The 19,597-nt window shown below is 50.6% G+C and carries 14 protein-coding genes; 11 read left to right on the top strand and 3 right to left on the bottom strand.

All coding sequences use genetic code 11. The features are described from left to right. The first annotated feature begins 1 nt into the window (after position 1). From BUC22_RS14165 to BUC22_RS14115, 11 genes are all read left to right on the top strand, one after another. Positions 2-880, top strand: coding sequence for a methylenetetrahydrofolate reductase (locus BUC22_RS14165; RefSeq protein ID WP_041689994.1), 879 nt, complete (start codon positions 2-4; stop codon positions 878-880). Between the two features lie 13 nt (positions 881-893). Continuing rightward, entirely contained in the window at positions 894-2,267 is a 1,374-nt protein-coding gene (gene lpdA / locus BUC22_RS14160; protein WP_013378716.1) for a dihydrolipoyl dehydrogenase, read from the top strand. 121 nt (positions 2,268-2,388) lie between these two features. Then, positions 2,389-2,769 (top strand): glycine cleavage system protein GcvH, encoded by a 381-nt coding sequence (gene gcvH / locus BUC22_RS14155; protein WP_013378717.1) that lies wholly within the window; start codon positions 2,389-2,391, stop codon positions 2,767-2,769. Positions 2,770-2,845: 76 nt separating this feature from the next. Further along, positions 2,846-3,667, top strand: a complete 822-nt coding sequence (locus tag BUC22_RS14150) for an amidohydrolase family protein (protein ID WP_242946564.1) — start codon at positions 2,846-2,848, stop codon at positions 3,665-3,667. A 176-nt stretch (positions 3,668-3,843) separates the two neighbouring features. After that, the gene (locus BUC22_RS14145) at positions 3,844-4,473 is read left to right on the top strand and encodes a M15 family metallopeptidase (protein WP_013378719.1); all 630 of its coding nucleotides are present in this window, start codon (positions 3,844-3,846) and stop codon (positions 4,471-4,473) included. Positions 4,474-4,494: 21 nt separating this feature from the next. Continuing rightward, entirely contained in the window at positions 4,495-5,865 is a 1,371-nt protein-coding gene (locus BUC22_RS14140; RefSeq protein ID WP_013378720.1) for an MATE family efflux transporter, read from the top strand. Between the two features lie 100 nt (positions 5,866-5,965). Further along, positions 5,966-8,740 (top strand): UPF0182 family membrane protein, encoded by a 2,775-nt coding sequence (locus tag BUC22_RS14135; protein ID WP_013378721.1) that lies wholly within the window; start codon positions 5,966-5,968, stop codon positions 8,738-8,740. Between the two features lie 147 nt (positions 8,741-8,887). Beyond that, positions 8,888-9,253 (top strand): demethoxyubiquinone hydroxylase family protein, encoded by a 366-nt coding sequence (locus BUC22_RS14130; protein WP_013378722.1) that lies wholly within the window; start codon positions 8,888-8,890, stop codon positions 9,251-9,253. 10 nt (positions 9,254-9,263) lie between these two features. Beyond that, the gene (locus tag BUC22_RS14125) at positions 9,264-10,073 is read left to right on the top strand and encodes a family 1 encapsulin nanocompartment shell protein (protein WP_013378723.1); all 810 of its coding nucleotides are present in this window, start codon (positions 9,264-9,266) and stop codon (positions 10,071-10,073) included. A 126-nt stretch (positions 10,074-10,199) separates the two neighbouring features. Beyond that, positions 10,200-11,444 (top strand): BrxA family protein, encoded by a 1,245-nt coding sequence (locus tag BUC22_RS14120; RefSeq protein WP_013378724.1) that lies wholly within the window; start codon positions 10,200-10,202, stop codon positions 11,442-11,444. 306 nt (positions 11,445-11,750) lie between these two features. Next, positions 11,751-11,942, top strand: a complete 192-nt coding sequence (locus tag BUC22_RS14115) for a hypothetical protein (protein ID WP_013378726.1) — start codon at positions 11,751-11,753, stop codon at positions 11,940-11,942. A gap of 132 nt (positions 11,943-12,074) precedes the next feature. Here the strand turns inward: BUC22_RS14115 and BUC22_RS14110 are convergent, their stop codons facing one another. Genes BUC22_RS14110 through BUC22_RS14100 form a run of 3 tightly spaced genes read right to left on the bottom strand, consistent with a single transcriptional unit; the run spans position 12,075 to position 19,452 of the window. Then, positions 12,075-12,941 (bottom strand): CPBP family intramembrane glutamic endopeptidase, encoded by an 867-nt coding sequence (locus tag BUC22_RS14110; RefSeq protein ID WP_013378727.1) that lies wholly within the window; start codon positions 12,939-12,941, stop codon positions 12,075-12,077. An 11-nt stretch (positions 12,942-12,952) separates the two neighbouring features. Then, the gene (locus BUC22_RS14105) at positions 12,953-16,348 is read right to left on the bottom strand and encodes a S8 family serine peptidase (protein ID WP_013378728.1); all 3,396 of its coding nucleotides are present in this window, start codon (positions 16,346-16,348) and stop codon (positions 12,953-12,955) included. A gap of 41 nt (positions 16,349-16,389) precedes the next feature. Further along, on the bottom strand, positions 16,390-19,452 hold the full coding sequence (locus BUC22_RS14100; protein WP_013378729.1) for a M6 family metalloprotease domain-containing protein: 3,063 nt from the start codon (positions 19,450-19,452) through the stop codon (positions 16,390-16,392). Positions 19,453-19,597 lie beyond the last annotated feature (145 nt).

Genomic DNA, 19,597 nt, shown 5'->3' with positions numbered 1-19,597 from the left:
GATGAGCAGTTTATTACAACAGACATTAGAAGCCGGTAAATTTGCGATTACTGCAGAAATGGCACCACCAAAAGGGACTGATTTCAGCCATATTTTAGAAATTGCCGACCTGTTAAAGGGGCGTGTGCAGGGTGTTAATGTTACAGACTATCAGTCTGCTGCCGTTAAAGCGTCTTCCTTGGCTATGTGCGTTGAACTTGAAAAGAAAGGCCTGGAATCAATTTTACAGATGACAGGACGTGACCGCAATCGTATTGCCATCCAGGGTGAAATGTTATCCGCAGGTCATTTTGGCGTAAAAAATATGCTGGCGTTGACCGGTGACCACACCACCACAGGTGACAATCCTGAAGCTAAGCCGGTATTTGAAATGGATTCTGTATCCATTCTTCAGACTGCTGAAGTATTAATGAGCGGTCAGGATCTTGCGGGTAATGAGTTGAAGGGAGCACCAGATTTCTACCTGGGCGCTTGTGTTACCCCAGTTTTTGATCCGATTGAAGTACAGCTGATCAAAATGCGCAATAAAATCAAAGCCGGTGCCAAGTTCTTCCAGACACAGGGTGTATTTGACATTGAAGTTATGCGTGAATTTAAAGAACTGACCAAGGACATGGACTGCTATGTTCTGGCTGGTATCATTCCGCTTAAGTCTGCCGGTATGGCAAAATTCATGAACCGCAGCGTACCTGGAATCTCTGTGCCGGACGCTTTAATTGAACGCTTAACCGAAGCTGAAGACAAGGCCGCTGAAGGCATTAGAATTGCCGGCGAATTTGTAGCGCAGCTGAAGGAAGAGGGCGTGTGCGACGGTGCTCACATTATGGCGATCGGCGCAGAAGAAAACGTACCGAAGATTCTGGACGTAGCTGGTTTATAGGAGTAGTGAACTGATGAGAATTACTGTAATAGGTGCAGGCCCGGGTGGCTATGAAGCCGCTATTATGGCTGCAAAACTGGGTGCAGAAGTCACCTGTATTGAAAAAGACGAAGTCGGCGGTACCTGTTTAAACCGCGGATGTATTCCAACAAAAGCTTTTCTGGCAGCCTCCGATGTTCTGGAAACTGTTGAAAGCGCTAAGGATTTTGGCATTAACATTGACGGCACTGTCAGCGTTGACTACAAAGCGGTTGTCGACCGTAAAAATAAAGTAAAAGACGGCCTGATCAAAGGGATTCATTTTCTCTTTGAAGAAAACAAGGTAAACCTGATCAAAGGTACGGGCAAAATCGTCGATAAAAATACCGTTGAGGTTACCAAAGAAGATGGTTCAACCGAAACTATTGAAACGGATAAAATTATTCTGGCCACCGGTTCTGTTCCGGTAAGCCCGGGAATGTTTAAATATGACGGGAAAAAGGTGATCACTTCCGACGAAGTGCTGGATCTGGAAAAAGCTCCGGAATCCATTATTATCGTTGGCGGCGGTGTCATCGGCTGTGAAATCGGCCAGTTCTTGAGCCGCATGGGCACAAAGGTAACCATTGTAGAAGCACTGGAACAAATTCTTCCAAATGAAGACAAGGATGTTTCCAAGCAGCTTCTGCGTCAGTTTAAAAAGGACAAAATTAAGGTACACACCGGTGTAGGGGTGGCTGAAGTTGAAGTTTCTGACGATGGTGTTAAAGCTTCTTTGGCTAACGGCAAATCCGTTGAGGCTGAAATGATGCTGGTTGCTATTGGCCGCCGCAGTTTTGTGGACAATCTGGGTGCACAGGATGCTGGTGTTGAAGTGGATGAGCGCGGTCGTATTATTGTCAATGACAAGATGGAAACCTCCGTTCCCGGCGTTTATGCCATTGGGGACATCGTTGCGACAGCTCAGCTGGCGCACGTTGCCTCAAAAGAAGGGATCGTCGCTGTTGAAAACGCCATGGGCGCAGACAAGCATGTCACTTATGCCGCGGTACCGCGCTGCGTATACACCGAGCCAGAAGTTGCCGGCGTTGGCTTAACTGAAAAGGACTGTGAAAAGAAGGGCGTCGAATATAAGCTTGGAACCTTTGATTTCAGAGCTTTAGGTAAGGCACAGGCCATTGGTAAAATTCAGGGTTTTGTAAAGGTCATTGTGGATAACAACGATGTGATCGTTGGCGCTTCCATTGTCGGACCACACGCGACCGACCTGTTGGCTGAACTGAGTCTGGCAGTACATTTAGGCTTAACGGCTGAACAGGTGGGTGATGTTATTCATCCGCATCCGTCACTGTCTGAAGCACTGATGGAAGCACTGCACGACGTACACGGAAAATCCGTTCATAAATAATTAAATGAGGCTCTCTCAAAAAGAGAGCCTTTTTTAAAAGAGAGTTCTTTTTTAGCTTGAACTCATGGCGTTATCGTGATATATTAAAGTCAAAATATACAATATTTAAGGAGAAAAAACCATGAACGTACCACAGGAATTAAAATACGATAAGGAACAACATCTTTGGATTGCAGTTGATGATAATGTAGCAACCATTGGTATTACGGATTTCGCACAGGATAAAATGGGTGATATCTTATTCGTAGAGCTTGCAGATGAAGACGACGAATTTGAACGTGGGGATGAATTCTCAGTTGTTGAATCCGGAAAGAAAGCCTCTCCGCTGGAAGCGCCATTCGCTTTTAAGGTTCTGGAATCCAATCAGGATTTAGATGACGAACCAGAAGCGATTAATGAGGATGCTTATGCAAACTGGATTGTTAAGGTTCAGATCACAGATGACGAAGGTATTGAAGACTTGGTAGATGCAGCTGAATACGAAGCAGCAATTGCTGAATAAGGTTTTTCTTTAAATGGTCATTGATTGTCATATCCATTGCGCTTTAAGTGGTTTTGGCAAACTGAAAAAAGGATTGATGTCTGAGGATACACCGGAGCGAGAAGGCTGGTTTTTGTCACTGGCAGCGCGGTACCGCAAGCACAATGTCAAAGCGCTGCGTGACGGCGGTGACGCTTATGGCGCGGGCACTGCTTTTAAGCCAATCGCTGAGGATGCTGGTATTATCTTCAGAACACCGCTGGTGGCCCTGTATAAAACAGGTCACTACGGAGATTTTTTGGGAGAAGCCATTACCGATTTTGAATCCTGCCGTAAAAAAATGGATCAGCTGCTCAAACGTAAGCCTGATTTTATTAAGATTATTCAGTCAGGAATTATGAGCTTTGATCATTTTGGAGAGGCTGGCAGTCTGGAATTCACAGATGAGGAGCTCCGCTATCTGATTGACCGGGCCCATGACGCCGGACTGCGGACGATGGTGCATGTCAATACGCCGAAGGGCATTATGATGGCCATCGAAGCTGGGGCAGACAGCATTGAACATGGATATTGCATTGATGCAGACTGCATCGCAGCTATGAAAGAAAAAGATATTGTCTGGGTACCGACACTGGCGCCTTTTGCCAATATAGCAGGCTGCGATAAAAGCCATCCGCTTTCCCGATACCGGGAGGTTTCACAGCGCTATTTTACCGGGCATAAGCTTCAGGTGAAAAAGGCCCACGAGGCTGGCGTAACCATTGCCCTGGGCAGTGACGCCGGCGCGTCGCTTGTGATACATGGACTGGCGTCCAGAGAAGAACTGAGCTATCTGACAGACTGCGGGCTGACAAAGGCCGAGGTGTTTACAAATGGCTGCAGGGTTCTGGAACTGGATGAAGCGCAATTTAAAAAATGATAACAAATTCAGGAGTCCTTCAGGGCTCCTTTTTAGTGCGCGTTGTAAAAAAGAGAAATAAAGTCATCTAAGACAATAGAGGAACCCCCTTTTCAAAATGCTTTAAATCGGGTACAATTAAACGATGTGGGATGTGTGCTCAAAACATTAAACTTCTGAAAAATAAGGAATAAATTATGCATGAACTCGTAACAGTGCGTCCAGACAATTTTGTGGATGTAGCGGATTATATACCAACCATTGAAACAGATGTAAAGTATTATTCTGGGGATAACTTTGTCGGCGAACGGATCGAAGGCTACAATGCTCCTATTATCCTGGTAACCAGGGAGACGGCTGATGCGTTGAAGGCAGCCCAGAGCAAGCTGATGACCAAGGGCTACTGCCTGAGGGTGTATGACGGATACCGGCCTCAGAGAGCTGTAGAACATTTTTTGAGGTGGAAGGACAGGCCGGAAACCGGCGAAACCAAGGCCCGCCATTACCCGGATTTTACCAGGGCAGAGGTTTTTGACGAAGGCTTTATCGCTGCCCGTTCAACCCATACAAGGGGCAGCACAGTGGACTTGACGGTGGTGGATATGCGCAATGGACAGGAACTGGACATGGGGGGCTTCTTCGACTATTTTGAGGAAAGCTCTTACAGTAATTATACGGATCTTACGGCAATTCAGAGCCGTAACCGGATGATGTTGAAATATCTGATGCTGTCCTGCGGTTTTGAGCCGTTTTTTCAGGAATGGTGGCACTTTACTTTAGGTAACGAGCCCTATCCCAACACTTATTTCGATTTTGAAATTCAATAGTAAGAGGTAGAAAATTAAATTATGGACAATGAAAAAAACACGGAACTGGGGACTATGCCGGTAGGCAGGCTGATGTTCAAGCTGGCTCTGCCAGCCATTGTGGCTCAGGTTATCAATGCCCTTTACAACATTGTTGACCGTATGTATATCGGCCATATTGAAGGGGTTGGGCCTATGGCCCTGACCGGGGTGGGCATTACTTTTCCGATCATTATGCTGATTACAGCCTTTGCGGCGATGATTGGAATGGGGGGTGCGCCTCTGGCAGCCATTCATCTTGGAGAAAAGAACCGGGACAGCGCTGAGGGGATTCTGGGAAACGCAGCAACGCTGCTGCTCATTCTGTCAGTGGTGCTTACCGCTTTCTTTCTGATCTTCCAGCGGCCGCTGCTCATGGCCTTTGGCGCCAGTGAAAACACCATTGAGCATGCGCTTCAGTATATGACGATCTATCTGTGCGGGACCATTTTTGTGATGGCGACCTTAGGCTTAAACTCCTTTATCAATACACAGGGCTTTGCGAAAACCGGTATGCTGACTGTACTTATCGGCGCAGTACTGAATATTATCCTGGATCCGGTTTTTATTTTTGTGTTTGGCATGGGCGTCCGGGGCGCCGCACTGGCAACCATTCTTTCACAGGCTGTTTCGGCTATCTGGGTCTGTCGGTTTTTGATGGGCAAAAAAACCACCATCAAAATTAAGCCTTCCAGAATGCGTCTTAAAAAAGAGTATGTGGTGGGGATTATTTCCCTTGGCATATCGCCTTTTATCATGCAGTCCACCGAGAGCCTGCTTAACATTACCCTGAATGCCTCGCTTCAGTTTTACGGCGGAGACCTGGCTGTGGGCGCTATGACCATAATCGGCAGTATTTCGCAACTGGGACTCATGCCGCTCATGGGACTGACCCAGGGTGGGCAGCCCATTATTTCCTATAATTATGGAGCCAGAAACTACGATCGTGTGCGCAAGGCCTACCATTTGATGATTGCGGCCAGCTTTACGCTGTCCATGGTAATCTGGGCCATTGTGGAATTTTTTCCAGAGGTGGTCATCGCCATCTTTACAACCGACCCGCAGCTCTCCAGCCTGACGGTCTGGGCGATCCGTATTTTTATGATGTGCCTTGGTATTATGGGATTGCAGACCGGATGCCAGCAAACCTTCCTGTCGTTGGGACAGGCTAAGGTTTCGGTCTTTCTGGCCATGCTGCGAAAACTGATTCTACTGATTCCACTGATTTTGATTATCCCCCGGGTGACAGGCCTTGGAATGACCGGGGTTTTTCTGGCACAGCCCATTGCGGATTTTATCGCGGTGGTATCGACAGTGGCTGTGTTTGCTGTAAAGATAAGGAAGATTATCCCGAGACCAGCCAAAACAGCTTAAATCCATTAAGCATAGCATAAAGATTTCGTTAAGATGGCCGTGGATGTACGCAATCTGTGGTATAATATCCTACAACTTCTATATTTAAAGGAAAAGGAAAATGAAAAAAGGAAAAAAAGCCTTCTGGACAGTCGTGGTGGCCGTGGTGGTCGTTCTCGCGATTCTTTTGTCCCTCAACCATTTTTACGTAGACTATCTCTGGTTTAGTGAAATGGGTTATCTCAACGTTTTTTTTAAGGAGCTGGTCACGAAGGTGCAGATCGGTACACCGGTATTTGTGGTGCTGCTGGTCCTGCTCTTCTTCTACCTGAAATTCTTAAAAAAGATTTCGGAACGTTATCTGGGTATTACCCAGGCAGTGCGAACAAAACGGGAAAAAACCATCGGTGCAGTGCTGTCAGTGGTGGCAGCTGCTGTGATTACCGGTTTTATTGCCAACAGCCTCTGGTCTGAAATCCTTCAGTTTACCAATGCCACGGATTTTGGCACGACAGATCCGCTGTTTGGAAAGGATCTGTCCTTTTATTTCTTTACGCTGCCGTTATTGAAGGGCGCTTACGGTGTGGTTATGACCTGCTTTTTTGGCATGGTCATTCTGACGCTTTTGTATACTGTTTTTGTTATGTACCGCGAAAAGGACTTTCGGATTCAGACAGCCCAGAGCATGGACGATTTTAAAAGCGGCGCCAAGGATATTTTTACCACCTTCCTGACCCTGGCCTCCAAGCAGATTGGCGTATTCCTGGGAATATTTTTTCTGCTTCTGGCTTTCAGCAGCTTTATCGGCCGTTATGAAATGCTCTATGGTGGAACGGGAATGGTCTATGGTGCAGGCGCTTCGGACATCACCATTGGCATGAAGGTGCTTTATGTGAAGATCGCCCTGTGTCTGGTTCTGGCCGTTACCTCTGTGCTTGCGGGCTTCCGCAAAAATTACAAGATGATGGCAGCCGGTCCGGTACTCCTGATTGCCGTGGCCCTGCTGGGCGGCGTGGGACAGGCAGCTTACGAATACCTGTCGGTGGTGCCAAACCAGTATACCAAGGAAGCACCTTACATTGAAAAGAATATCGCCAGCACGCAAAAGGCCTATGGCCTGGACAAAGTGACCATCAAGGATTTTTCACCGACCCAGGACATTACAGCCCGGGATATTCAGGAAAATGAAGCGACCATCAGCAATATCCCCATCAATGACCAGAAACCAACCAAGGACATGTACAATTCGCTGCAGGGGATCCGAAACTATTATAAGTTCTACGATGTGGATGTGGACCGTTATTTTGTTGACGGCAAATATACCCAGGTATTTTTGGGAACGCGTGAAATGGAAAATTCGGCTCTGCCGGATGATGCTAAGACCTGGGTGAATCAGCATCTGAAATATACCCACGGCTTCGGTGTTGCCATGTCGCCAGTGAATAAAACCAATTCTGTGGGGCAGCCAGAGCTTATCGTCAAGGATATTCCGCCAGTGACGGATACCCAGAGCCTTGAAATCGAACAGCCAAGGGTTTATTTTGGCGAGGGGGATTACAAATATGTGGTCACCAACGCGGCCAATCCAGAATTTGACTATCCGGAAGGGGACAACAATAAGGAAAACTATTACGAAGGCACCGGCGGTATTAAGCTGTCGCTGCTCAACCGGATTTCCTTTGCCCTGTATTACGGATCGCCTGAGATGCTGCTGACCAGTGAGATTACCTCAGACAGCAAAATTCTCATCAATCGGAATGTGATGGACCGTGTATCCAAGCTTGCGCCCTTCTTAGAGTATGACAACAAGCCCTACATGGCGCTGGCGGACGGCAAGCAGTACTGGATTGTGGATGGCTTTACCACCAGCAGCAAGTACCCATACGCCCAGCCCTATGATAAAACCACTGGCAAGAATTACATTAAAAACCCGGTGAAGGTAGTGGTGGACGCCTACAATGGTGACGTCACCTTCTATAAGGTAGACGATGAGCCTGTGCTTGAAACTTACAGCAAGATTTTTCCGGGGCTGGTCAAAGATATTTCTGAGATGCCCAAGGGCCTGAAGGAGCACATCCGTTACTCCAAAACCCTGTTCGACATTCAGTCCGATATTTATAAAACCTACCACATGAGTAATCCTCAAGTGTTCTATAACCGCGAGGACCAGTGGGAAACCGCCAACCAGTTCTTTGGCGCATCCAAGGAGGAGGTGCCCATTGACTCGTCCTATACGATTATGAAGCTGCCGGACCGGCAGACTGAGTTTATGCTGACAACAACCTTTACCCCCAGGAACAAGGACAACATGATTGCCTGGCTGGCCGGGGTATCGGACGGGGACGATTATGGACAGCTGCTGCTGTACCAGTTCCCGAAACAGCAGTTGGTTTACGGCCCCATGCAGATCGAGCAGCGGATCGACCAGAATACCACCATATCCCCGCAGCTGACACTGCTGAGCCAGCAGGGCTCCACAGTGCTGCGCGGTAACCTGATGACCATTCCCATCGAGGATGCCATCATCTATGTTGAACCGATTTATATACAGGCCAGCGCAGGAGAGAACAACCTGCCAGAGGTCAAAAAGGTGATCGTGAGCTATCAGAATGAGATTGTCATGGCAGACTCGCTGAACCAGGCCCTCGGCCAGATTTTCAATTACGATGCAGGTGAAGCGCCGGCAGGGGCCAATACCGCCGTTTCCACGGCGACGCCGAACAGCAGCTCTGCCACAAGCGCAGCGGATCTCTCCATCCGGGCAAACCAGCTGTTCCAGGAAGCCCAGAACGCCCAGAAATCAGGCGACTGGGCAGGTTATGGCAGCAAGCTCAATGAGCTTCAGGACGTATTGAACCAGCTGCAGCAGGCAACAGGTGCCTCACAGCCGCAATAGAAAGTACATAGACCCCTTCCAAGCGGAAGGGGTCTTTTGTTTGTCTTAAAATTAACATTAAGTTAGCTAAATTTAACTGTCTTTTTGCTGCGCAGTATGTTATAATGATTCTAAAGTATAAAAAATTTAGAAGGGAGTTGAATTTTTATGCCATCTTTTGGAGATCCATTTGCAGCAAATGTGGAACGAAAAATGACTAAGAAGGAACTGGCTCAAGCCATCCGCCTTGATTTAGCAGGTGAGCTTGAAGCGATTTATTTATACGATGCCCATGCGCAGGCGACAGACGATCCTGTCGCTAAAAAGGTGTTAGAGGACATCCGTGATGAAGAAAAGGCCCATATGGGTGAACTGACAACGCTGCTGCGTTATCTGGACCCTGTGGAGGCAGAGCTGTTTGAGGAAGGCGCCGGGGAAGTCCACGAAATGCTGGAAGAGCTCGGTATTGAATCGGGCAGCAGTGAAGCCCAGACAGCAGAAGGCCCGACTGTCGGCAGCCTGATTGAGGATTAGGAGGGACCGTATGGATTATTTATCAAGAGAAGCCGCGCCTTTTGGCGATGCCCTTTGGGAACAGATTGATACAACCATTGTCGAAACACTTAAGAAGTATCTGGTCGGCCGCCGCTTTCTGCCGCTTTACGGCCCCCTTGGCCCAGGCGCCCAGTCAGTTGCAGTTGACAGCAGCGACAAGGATGAAAGCTTTAAGGACGGTGTGGTGCAGACCACAGGACGAAAATTTGTGGAGCTGGTACAGCTGTACGAAGATTTTCCGTTATTCTGGAGAGACCTGGAAGCCAGCGAGAGAACCGGCGTGCCAGTGGATCTTTCCGCAGCGGCCCGCGCGGCACAGGCCAGCGCAAAGGCTGAGGATCAGCTGATTTTCTTTGGAAATAAAGCGCTGGGCGTAGACGGCCTGCTGACCGTACCCGGCAGCAATACCATTAAGATGGACGACTGGGCAGAAGGGCAGAATGCCTTTGCCAATATCGCCGCCGGCGCGTCCATGCTGGTCGAAAAGGATATGCTTGGCCGTCTCGCCCTGATCATGGGGCCAGATCTTTATTTTAAGCTTCAGCGGATTCAGCCGGGAACCGGCGTCATGGAAATTGACCGTATTAAAAGCCTGCTGGACGGACGGGTTTACCGTTCAAACGCGCTGGCAGGAAAAGCCGTTCTGGTCTGCGCCGAAGCCCAGTACATGGATCTGGCAATCGGCCAGGATCTGGCCGCGGCCTACTTAGAGCTGGTTAACCTGAACCATTATTTCAGAATACTTGAAACCGCGGCGCTTCGCGTTAAGAACAGTGAAGCCATCGTCGTATTTGAATAAAAGTCATTTTATAAGCGCCTTTCTCCCCAGCTTCTGGAGCGAAAAGCGCTTTATTTTATTAAACCGTTGCCTTTTAACAGAAAGCATAATATAATGAAAGTACCACATAATTAAATGGAGAGTAATATGATAAGGTTTGAATTGAGTAAGAAAGCATCGGATAAAATCAGGAAGACTGCTGCCCATATTCTGGAGGTACAGGAGGAGCGCTGCCCCGTCGTTAAAACACAGATGAAGCTTGCCATGAGCGATCCGCAGTTTGCCGGACTGGTTGCCCGGTGCAGGGATACCCAGTGCGCATTTGCAGAACGGGATGCGGCATGGGAAGAGCTGATGGAGCTGCTGCCCTCCAAAAGGCTGGATTTTGACAGTATGCGTCAGGATGCCCTATCCTATTACGGTGATGACTCCGACGAGGTTGAGCACGGCATGGTATTTGAGGTAGTGCGGGAAACCTACGACCTGATGACCCGCTGCCTGTACGACGGTGTGGACTTTGACACAGAATCTTATAATATTACGGATATCGGACCTTTAGGCCGCTGTCTTTCCGATGGGTTTCATCACTTTTACTGCAATGTGGTGTTTGGCGAAATAGAGGCTGGCTTGAGCTGGGGGAGGATGCTGGATGAGCCTCTGAGTCTTGATAAGATAAACTATGTCTACCTGTATGACCAGTTTGAGCGTTTTGAGTTTGGCTGGTGGCAGATTTATGGGGATAAAAAGAAGCTGTACTTTGATATATACAACGAAGGCACCCGGAACTCAAAACAGAAAATGCGCAAATGCGCAGTTGAACAGAAGATGCCCAAAAAGCCCCAGCCCTTTTACGGCGAGTATGTGAGACGCTGCGCAGAGCTGATGCTTGAAAACCCATCCCTCAAGCAAAAGGCCTTTAAAGAAATGGCAGTGGCGCAGGATGCCTTTAAAACCGGCGATGAAAGCCTGAACGGCGAGATCGCCGTAACCCTTTATAAACGTTTGAACACCCTTCACGAGCCCATCCTGGCCATGATACCTGAGTTAAATGCTACAGATACGATCCTGATCAACACTGTTGCCCGGATGCGCGCCGACTACCTTTTTTACCTCTTAATGCATCTGGTTTACCTGAAGTCCGCTGGTATGAGCCTTTTGGATGAAGCCAGCCAGCTCATGATTGAGCAAAATTCTCAGGAGCCTGTTCCGCCGACGGCCTTTGAGACACTGGCGGTGGGCTATCTGAGCGGTGCCCAGGGAGAAATGCCGGAACAAAATGCCCGGGCGCTGGATGAAATGATGGACTTTATTGAGGAGGCCGGGCTTTTGAGCATGAATAAATACGGCCAGCTGCAGCCCACCCCCATGGAGATGACCCCGAGACTGCTTTAGGCCCTGCTGAAGCATGGCTATGGCGCATATGTTATGGCGCTCATGGGGCGTTATAAATATGAAATCATGTATGGTACCATGGATTTAATGGAGACGCTCAATGCTTTCTTTGCTGAGCTTGACGGGCCAATGCTTTATTAATGTGAGACCCTTTCGCGAAAGAGTAAGAGAAAGAATAAGAGACACACTGTTGTGTTAAAGCGATTGTTTTAAAATAAGTCGCTGAAAGTTGTTTTAAATCCGCTATTTTGGGTAAAAATTTAGTAGTGTGTAGTATTGTAATGTTGGAAAGGAGTGTTACCCAAAATGATGATTGAAAAAGAAGTAAAGCAATGCCAATGTAAAGAGCCTTCAGGTGTTCATCCGGAAACAGACCAGCTGGGATTTTGGATGGCGTGTAATGATTGTGGGGGGAAGATCGACGCTACCTATGAATATTTTGAGGGTTTTGGCGAAATGAAGCAGCGGCGAGACGCTTACAGCCTGGAACACGAATAAGAACAGATGATTAAAAATAAGATAACTTCAGAATAAATATTATAAGAAATGTTTATTCTGAAGTTTTTTATTTTGCCTTGAAAAATGATGCGGTATTGGTTGTTTATTCCCGAAACAGTTACGGCTTTTTAATTATAGAGCTTCCGTCTCTGGGGCAACCTCATGATGCCAGGAATCCTCGCGCCAGAGCGCTTTGATTTCCTCATGCTTGGCAGGGCGCACCAGATAAAGGCCGATGGAGGTAAAGACGATAAAAACAGCAATGCCAACTAACATCTGCTCTGGAGGAACAGCAAGGCTGGCAATGCCGGCAACCGGATCCTCAGTCACAAAAATCTTTGCTGAGATATCAATAAGAGCGTGAACGACAACCGGGCCCCAGAGATTGCGGGTACGCAGGTAAACCGCGCCGAAAAAGATACCCAAACCTGTGGCATAGCCCACCTGAATCAGTGTCGGCCCAACGGTGGAAAACAGATTTACGAGGTGTATGAGGCCAAAGGCAATGCTGGAAGCCAGAAGAGACATCATAATTGGGTTTTTGGCATTGCGCCACTGGTACATCATATTGGAGAGAACCACGCCGCGGCAGGTAACCTCCTCATAAAGTCCCGGGGCAATGCCGCCCGTAACGGCTAATAGCAGGCCATAGGAGGATTCCAGAGGCGTGCCCAAAAACAGGTTGGGAATAATATTCAAGAGAAGGACCAAAAATCCCCAGGAAGCAAAAACCATACTCGGCTTCAGGTTCTTTTTCCAGAAGCCGAATTTAAACTGATTGTCATAGCTGTGTTTCATGATCAGGATGACAAGTAAGGCCAGAAAAATTTCTGGCAGATCATTGCTCAGCAGGGTATTCTGCGCCGCTTTAGTATCAAAACCATTGAGGGACAGCACGACGATCTGGCCGATGATCCCGCCGCCCAGAAGCCCAATGACAGGCAGCAGAAAAGCCGCCAGAATAGGATGCTTTAAAAAACGATGCTTTTTTTGTTTCATAAAATGCTCCTTTAATCGAGTTTTCTTTTTTTACGGGCCCAAACCATAATACCTGCGGCGCAGAGCAGAAGCAGTACAGCGGCGCCGGCCAGAGGCAGAGTGTCTGTTATGCCGGTGCCCACATTGGCGGCCTGGCTGTTATTGTTATCGGGATTCACCGGATTATCTGGGTTTACCGGTTCTTCGGTCTGTACCGCCGTTGATTTAAAGATAAAGTTGCTGTCTGAGGTGTAAGTGCGGGCCAGCACATAAAACTGCCCCTTATAGGCAGCAGCCGACGGATTGGCCAGCGCGGCGTTGTCCACCCGTTTTTTATAAGGCGTCAGACCACCCGAGGTGCCGAGGGTATAGGTATCGGTACTGGCATCGGTGGTTTCAGGGCCCACCAGCATAAAGCCGTCCTTGACCGCCGCACTGGCAAAGCCGGACAGATTACCGGTTTTAATGCCTGTCATGTCCAGCTCGGATGGAACATAAACACCGTTATCCAGGGTAAGACGTTCCACACCTGGCAGAGTACCGTTCTGGTTGCCCGATTCCAGGCCGCCGGTTACAATGAGCTGCCCATGTCCGGCGCTGACCAGAGGCCCAGAGACTGCCCGCAGCGTATTGCCCATTGGGGTGAGCGTGTGGTTTTCAAGACTGACGGAATAGACAGTGTTGTTGAATGTGTTATTGAAAATGCCAGACACAGCCAGCAGCTGTCCGTCATTGTTGACAAGGGCAGCCGAGTTTGGGAAGGTTTTGTCATTCCAGCCCGGCGTCTGTGTCCAGGTGCTGCCGTCATAGGTCAGAATCATGCCAATGGAGACCGGCTTCGCGGCAGCCGGATCCTCAACCCCGGTGTTGTAGCTGTAAATCAGGAGCTTATCCTGCCAGACAACCGCTGTGGCATTGAACATGACCGTGTTTTCAGGCAGCGTGACCTGATCCCAGGCTTTCGTGTTGACGTTGAAACGCCAGAGCTTTTCCACAAGCTCAGGGAAGGTATAATAATGGGGGATGCAGTAGAGATAATCACCGTAGCCCACCATCTGGTAAGCGTCAATATCATAGAAGGCAGGATCTTCCGGCAGAGGCAGCGTGTTTTCAAAATAATCCACATTTTTGACTTTGCCGAAGTCGTAGGACTGGTGTCCCTCACCTTTTTCAGAAGAAGTGACCGATACCCGGGCCATGCCGCTCACATCCGCAGGTCGTGAAACCACCAGCCGCTGGCCGCCGTCTTCAAAAGCCTCTGAAGACTGAATGCCAGCCGCTTTGCCGTCAATGGTGACCGTTGGGTTTTTCCCAAAGAAGTAGCCGTCAATGGTCACCGTATCCTCTGCAATATTCGCAGCGTTGACAACCGGGTATGGGTTATCCGTAACGGATTGATCAAGATTGATGAAGCCGTCAGACACACATTTGTCCTTAAATTCATCGTATTTTGTGACACTGCCGATGGTGCGGGCAGTGCGCATCGCGGCTGAATCATCCGGGTAACGTCCAGCCAGTACCGCCACCGCGCCGGTGATCATGGGTGTTGCCATGGAGGTACCATCCGAATAATTATAGGGGAGCGTGGTACTGCCAATCCCCAGATTGTCGATGTAGACAGGGCCGTCTTCATAGACATATTCGCCGTGGCCGTTGGGGAAGACCATATCAAGCCCCTTTAAGGTCAGGCAGAGCTGGAAATTCGCGTAGTCTGTATTTTTTGGCAAAATCTGAGCGGCGCCAGTGTTAAAACTGTTAAAGCCGCCGTCCCGTCCCCTTGCCAGAGACGTACCATCGCCAAGGAGCGCAAAGCTGCCGTCTGTCAGCCTGACCATCACTTCGGCCTGGCCGCAGCTGTGGCCGCCCTCACCTGCGACGTTCAGAGAAAAGCGATACGCCTCAGAAGAATCGAAGCCAGAAGCCTGGGTCAGGTCGACCGGCTCCGAGTAAACAGCGTTCCCCTCTGCGGTGCCCTGGAGCTTTAAGCTGTTCTTACCGTTATACACCTTTTTACCAGAGATTTCGCCACACAGCTCACCCTTTGAGGGATCAGCGCTGGTATAAAATTTAAGGGAATCCGAGCCCTCAAAGCCCTCGTAAAAGAGATTATTGTCTGAAAATTCCGGATAGTAAAGAGCTTTGTCTGTTAGCCAGGTAGAAAGGATCCGGGAGCCAGGCGCCACGATATCCGTGGTGCGCTCACCATAGCAGCTGTAAGCGGCCATGAGGCCATAGGCGTTGGCGGCGTCCACCACAACGGCGTAAGGGTTATTTATAAAAGTGGAGGACAGAATCCCGGTTCGGTCATTGTCTGTTGCCGAGTTGGCAGACCCGTAGACAGAGAGCATCCCCATCTTGCCAAGCTTTTCCACAGCCAGATCCAGAGATTTTGGAGAGCCAGAGCTGGTAAAGGAACAGTTGACCGCTTTCAGGTTAACGCCAAGATCAATGGCAGACGCCATGTAATCATAGCACGCAAGCACAGTGGAAATAAAGCTTCCGTAGCGCAGGGCCATGATTTTGGCGTTCTGAGAAGTGCCGGAAACACCGCCGTTTCTCCATTCTGCGCCGATGATGCCCGCGCAGTGTGTGCCGTGGCCGTCGGGGTCAGAGGTATCCGCCGGATCAGCACTGGCGTAGCTGATGCCGTGCTCACCCCCAGGCAGGTTCAGAGTGCCCCGGCGCCACATTTTGTTTTTTAAATCGGGATTATCGTGGTCCACACCCGTGTCCAGCACCGCGACGACAACATCGTCACTGCCGGCAGCGCCGGAATCCTGGTTCCAGCCGTCATAGTGCATGTCAAAGCCCGGTAAAGAGCTGAAATAGTCGCCCGTGTTGTCATAAGCCCACTGGTAATCGGTCATGGAATCGGCTGTGTTGACAGCGCCGGGCGCCTTGGCGGCAGGCGCTGCCTGCAAGCCTTTGGCAGTCGGCTCATCTGCGGCGGCCCTGGTTTCTCCATTAGCGGCAGCTTCCGGCACCACAGTTTTGTCGGTTTCGACCGCCGACGGTTCCGGTGCCACAGTCTCCGCTGCGCCGGATTCATCCGTCATAGACGAGATGGCGTAATTTGGCTCAGCGAAGGCCACCTGAGGATAGGTGTTAAGCTCCGCGATGAGCTCCTCAGTGCTGCGGCTCTCGTCCCGCACCAATGCCAGCACCTGGCCGCTGGTGTCTGCCGACGTGCTGCGTGCCCTAGCGGCTGGAAAATTTGAGAGATCCATAAGCACCTCGGCGCCAGCAAGCAGGCCTGGTACCGCGCTGCGCGTGAGCGGCGAAGCCTTCTCCATACAGACAATGGCCTCACCTGCCGCGCAGTCCTCATAGGACACTGGCGTTTCTTCCTCCTGGGCCAATACACCCGCCGGAACCAGTGATAAAACCATGAGCAGGCTGAGTAAAATACATAGAATACGTTTTTTCACAATATTCTCCTTTCGTTTTACTTATTTATATAATGAATTTGTTATTTCTGTCCGCTGTTTTTTCGGTAAACGGCCAGACCGCAGAGCGCCGCACCCAGGAGGGCAAGGCACATGTACAGGGAAGCCTGTGTCCCCAGAATACCAGTGGAGAGGTTTCCGCTGGTGCCAGCGCTATCCGCCGGAGCGTCTGCGCTGCCGCCTGGAGTGTCCGGCGTCACAGGTACATCCGGCGTATCAGCAAAGACCGTATCCGTCTGGTAATAAAGACATTTGCCCGTATCCAGATCACGGCCAGTGATGAGGTAGCGGTCCCCGGTCCATAAGCCCGGGGAAGCGTTCTGGCCGCTGAGGGCCTTTGTCTGGCCATCGCTGCCAATGAACAGATAGTCCCGGCATTCCGTGTCATTGTTGTTTTCTATAAAGGGCAGAGCTGGCGCCAGAAAGGTGCTTTCCACCGCGATGCCCGAGGCGCCGCCCTTTACAGAAAGGACATTCTGGGTTTCATTAACCGCTGACCGGATGCGCCCAACCACCTTGGATTTTTCCGTCAGGCGACCATTCGCGTCGAAGGCAGTAACCAGGACGTTTTTATACTGGCTGCTGAAGCTGGCGGCATGGGCGTCCATCATGCCATAGTCTGTCTCGATCCGGGCGATGCCGCCGTTCTGCGCCGCCACACCGATGATGGCATTGCTGGTGGTGCACTCCGTCCGCCATTTTGGCGTGTCACTGTCCATGCTGTAAAGGCTCAGATAATTCTTATATTCCCACAGACTAGTGGAAATCCGCTCCTGCACCGCGTAGCTGGCCGTGTCCACCGGAAAGAGCTTAAGATCACTGTTCAGCCCCTCGCCATAGATAAAGCTGGTGGCTACCGGGTTTTTAAAGTCGATGGTCTCAAGCTGGATGCCGGGCAGCTCCTCGCCATTGCCATAGAAGGACCGCCAGGCCTTCACACTGCTGCCGCCCGAAAAGAGCTTAGGGCTGCCGCTCAGGGTGTAGGGGCCGGCCAGCACCCTGCCCTCTAAATCCACCGAGAAAAGCGAGGTGGTGTCATTTGTCTTGTTATAAAGCGCCAGTGCCAGCGTGTCGTCGGAGAGGGCAAGGCCGTGAATATCCGAGTAAGACTCAATGTCGGGTATGCCCTCCACATTCAGCAGGCTGGTCTGAAGGTCTGTGCCGGCAAGTAAAAGCTGAACCTGGTCAAAATAACTGAAATAAGTTTCGCCGGAAGGCTTATACCGGCCCATAAACCGGAAGATACGCCCGTCTGAGAGCGCCGCGAGTTCAGTCTCTTTGCCCCCGAAGGAGGAAGGCTGCTCCAGAACACCAGAGCTCTGTACAGCGGGGATATCCCCGGTTTTCACAGAAAAACGGAGCGCCTCTGAGTAGATGCCCTGCCCCAAATCAAAATATTTCTCGGGAAATACCAGGGTGTAGGCCGTGTTGGCCTTCAGGTTTGCGATATTAGAGCTGTCCGCAAGCCCCAGCGCCAGGGAGGTTCCGTCAATGGCGCAGTGCATGGGGTAAGAAGTGCCGTCTGGCCCCTCCAGTGTAATGGGCGTCCGCGCACCGTCCCCGGTATGATCGCGCACCGGTATGTTGGCCGTAAAGGTAAAGGTGGGCAGATTGGTCTGGTTATCCAGGGCGCTGTCCGGTGTGAGGGTAAGTGTGGGCACCACTGGCGGCGTGTTTTCAAACCGGACGCTTAAGCTGGCATTTTGGGTGTCCAGGTTCTCCAGTACCACGCCCGTGTAGGCCTGGTACTGGCCGCCGAAAAAGCTGCTGTCCGGGGTGGTGTCCGGCGCCAGACGCATGCCCTTTGTATAGAACAGCGGCATATAGGGAGCCGTCTGGCCTTCCGGGCCCACGGCCTCAATGAGCTTCGGCTCTGCGGGCGTTTTGTTCATGTACATAAAGTTTGAGCCATCCGCGTTCAGCGCCGCGTTAATGTGAAAGACCCGAAAGCCGCTGTCCGGTACATCCGGGTAATAAATGCCCTCATTGTTAAGCCCCGGCACGTCATACTGGATCAGAAAATACTCCGAGAACATGCCCGAATCCGTGGGGGAAACCACCGCGATTTTCGAGCCATCATTGCCCGAGATGGCGCTTAAGGTGAGCGCTGCGCTGCCGTCCGCAGCCGAAACCCGGGTAATGTCCTCAGGATTAATCCAGCCCAGCAGCCATTTGGAAAAGCCATTGTGGTCGCCCGTATTGTCGCACATCATGTCAAAGGTGCGGATGCCGTTCTCATAGGTCTGGGCAGTGTAGGAATAATAATCCGCCAGACCCAGCATGTGGCCCGTCTCATGGATCAGGGTTCGCGCGCCATTGGCCGAGTTGTCGTGCAGGGTCACATAATCGGAGAGGGCCACGCCGTCCAGCACAAAGGGCGCGCCCTCATAGTGCGCTTTCTGGCTCCACCAGGGGCTGCCCCAGCCCGTATCCGGCCCGGCAAAGTGAATGTACACCCCGTCCATGAGCCCATCGCCATTGCCGTCAAACTGGCTAAAATCCATACCCTGCGCATCCAGGGCGGTCATGGCCTCCTTAAACAGGCCGGCCATATTGCGGCTGTAGGTATCCCGGTTGTTTGCAGCCGTGTAGCTGGCAGCCTGGCCGGAAATATGAAGCTGCCCGTAGGAGGAACGCTCATAATAGGCCGACAGGCTCTCATAGGGGTAGCCCGGCTGTCCCCCGCCCGCCGGACCAAAGGCAATCTGCCGGAGGGCATCCTCCGTATCATTGCCGCTAAAGCGGTAGTCCGGAAAATCCACCCTTATCAGCAGGATGTTGGCGTCTCCGGTGGTGGCCATGCCCGTTTTCCAGCCCGAGGGAACAGCGCGCAGACTGGCGCTTCCCGATTCCTGGGCCTGCGCCTGGGCAATGAGCCCCGGATCGGTCTGGTTAAGAGACAGGCTTTCATAATAGGCCTGTCTTTCCGCCAGGGTGCCATCGGCCCGGTAGGCCTCCAGTGTCTCTGCGTCCGGCGCACAAGCCGTACCCGCTGGCTCCTGGGCCTGTGCCCCAGGCATAAAAAATAAAAGCAGGGCAAAAAGCAGCAGCGCCGCAAGGCCAACGTGTTTTGCGTAGGTTTTCATAAATAGCTCCTTTGGGTATCGTTGCTCCTATTATAACATGTTTCTGCAAACCATACCCTACCGTTTACATCGAGAAAGAACCGTTTGTCATATTTTATTGAAAAATATCCTTTTAAAAATGGAAAAATAAGAACCTGTTAATTTA

Origin of the sequence: Eubacterium callanderi (genome assembly GCF_900142645.1) — a bacterium.
GTDB classification, from domain to species: domain Bacteria; phylum Bacillota; class Clostridia; order Eubacteriales; family Eubacteriaceae; genus Eubacterium; species Eubacterium callanderi.
The sequence above is the reverse complement of the archived record's forward strand: the minus strand, read 5'-3'. Positions and strand labels throughout refer to the sequence as shown.

Excerpts from the sequence above, each read along its gene's own strand:
- BUC22_RS14165 (WP_041689994.1), top strand. The coding sequence starts at position 2 with ATGAGCAGTTTATTACAACAGACATTAGAAGCCGGTAAATTTGCGATT.
- lpdA (WP_013378716.1), top strand. The coding sequence starts at position 894 with ATGAGAATTACTGTAATAGGTGCAGGCCCGGGTGGCTATGAAGCCGCT.
- gcvH (WP_013378717.1), top strand. The coding sequence starts at position 2,389 with ATGAACGTACCACAGGAATTAAAATACGATAAGGAACAACATCTTTGG.
- BUC22_RS14150 (WP_242946564.1), top strand. The coding sequence starts at position 2,846 with ATGTCTGAGGATACACCGGAGCGAGAAGGCTGGTTTTTGTCACTGGCA.
- BUC22_RS14145 (WP_013378719.1), top strand. The coding sequence starts at position 3,844 with ATGCATGAACTCGTAACAGTGCGTCCAGACAATTTTGTGGATGTAGCG.
- BUC22_RS14140 (WP_013378720.1), top strand. The coding sequence starts at position 4,495 with ATGGACAATGAAAAAAACACGGAACTGGGGACTATGCCGGTAGGCAGG.
- BUC22_RS14135 (WP_013378721.1), top strand. The coding sequence starts at position 5,966 with ATGAAAAAAGGAAAAAAAGCCTTCTGGACAGTCGTGGTGGCCGTGGTG.
- BUC22_RS14130 (WP_013378722.1), top strand. The coding sequence starts at position 8,888 with ATGCCATCTTTTGGAGATCCATTTGCAGCAAATGTGGAACGAAAAATG.
- BUC22_RS14125 (WP_013378723.1), top strand. The coding sequence starts at position 9,264 with ATGGATTATTTATCAAGAGAAGCCGCGCCTTTTGGCGATGCCCTTTGG.
- BUC22_RS14120 (WP_013378724.1), top strand. The coding sequence starts at position 10,200 with ATGATAAGGTTTGAATTGAGTAAGAAAGCATCGGATAAAATCAGGAAG.
- BUC22_RS14115 (WP_013378726.1), top strand. The coding sequence starts at position 11,751 with ATGATGATTGAAAAAGAAGTAAAGCAATGCCAATGTAAAGAGCCTTCA.
- BUC22_RS14110 (WP_013378727.1), bottom strand. The coding sequence starts at position 12,941 with ATGAAACAAAAAAAGCATCGTTTTTTAAAGCATCCTATTCTGGCGGCT.
- BUC22_RS14100 (WP_013378729.1), bottom strand. The coding sequence starts at position 19,452 with ATGAAAACCTACGCAAAACACGTTGGCCTTGCGGCGCTGCTGCTTTTT.